Here is a 1325-nt window from a genome sequence, read left to right on the forward strand (position 1 = left end):
GGGCGGATCGGGCGAATGTTGAGCACCGTACCGTCTTGTAGCGTAATCTGTGCGGTGTACTTCGTCGGGTAAGGACGAATTGCCGGTTTTGGAATTTCGGAGGGATCGGTTTGCGGCCCGTAAAGAACTACTCGCGCATCCAGCGCAAGCAGTCCTTCGGGCGAGGCAAGCAGCGGGTTTATATCGATTTCGCAAATCCAATGCTGCTCGAGTACGAGCTGGCTGAAACGGACCAGCAAGCCTTCGAGCGCTTCGATATTTACCCCTTTGCGGCCGCGTACACCTTTAAGCGCGCTGTAGATGCGAGTTTGTTCCATGAGTCTACGTGCAAGCGTCGTATTGAGCGGAGGCAAAGCGAGCGCTCGGTCGTGAAACACCTCAACAAGCTGTCCTCCCATCCCAAACAAGAGCACTGGACCGAACTGGGTATCCATGCTCGAGCCGAGAATCAACTCATACCCGCTGGTCTTAATCATCGGCTGTACGGTCACTCCGTTAAAGTGCTGTGGGCCTAATTTGCCACTAACCGCACTTTGAATCTCACGATAAGCGACTCGAACGGCCTCTGCGTTTTCAATGGAAAGCTTCACGCCGTCCACATCTGTCTTGTGTGTTACAGTGAACGAATTTAGCTTCAGCACTACTGGATAGCCCAGCTTATCCGCGGCGCTGACCGCGTCCTCCTCCGTTTCAGCTAGATCAGTTTTTACCGTTGGGATGCCGTACAGCGCAAGTAGCTGTTTAGATTCGAACTCCGTTAGCAACCTTCGGCCACTTCGGCGTATGCTCTCGATAAGCTGGCTAGCTGCCTCCGCCTCTACAGCGCCCTCCGTGATAGAAGGCGTTTCATAGAGAAGACGTAGGTTATAGCTATAACGCCACATGTAGTGGAATGCACGTACAGCCGTTTCAGGGAAGGGAAATGTTGGGATGCCCGCCTGATTCAGCACCACTTCACCCTCTGTGGCCCTTTCGCCACCCATCCAACTTGCCAGAATGGGCTTATTCTTTAGGTTGGCTAACGGTGCGACCTTTCTTGCAATCTCCACTGGATCACTCATGGCTTGTGGCGTCATGATGACCAGAAGGCCATCGGTGTTGGGGTCATTTGCAGCGATGGTAACGGCTTGTTCGTAACGCTCCGGTCCTGCATCGCCAATAACATCGATGGGATTTGCGTGGCTCCAATGCGGCGGCAGGATCTGATTTAATGCGTCAATAGTTTCCGAGGCTAAACTCGCTGGCTGTTCACCCAAGCTAACCAAGGCATCAGTTGCCAGCACGCCTGGGCCGCCGGCATTGGTGACGATAGTGAGGCGTGGGCC

The 1325-nt window shown here is 54.0% G+C and carries 1 protein-coding gene; it reads right to left on the reverse strand.

Going from position 1 to position 1325, the window contains the following annotated elements:
• A partial coding sequence (locus VKV29_RS05290; RefSeq protein ID WP_324200260.1) for an acetate--CoA ligase family protein occupies positions 1 to 1325 on the reverse strand: 1325 nt, incomplete at both ends.

The sequence above is a fragment of the Chthonomonas sp. genome (genome assembly GCF_035294165.1).
In the GTDB taxonomy this organism is placed as follows: domain Bacteria; phylum Armatimonadota; class Chthonomonadetes; order Chthonomonadales; family Chthonomonadaceae; genus Chthonomonas.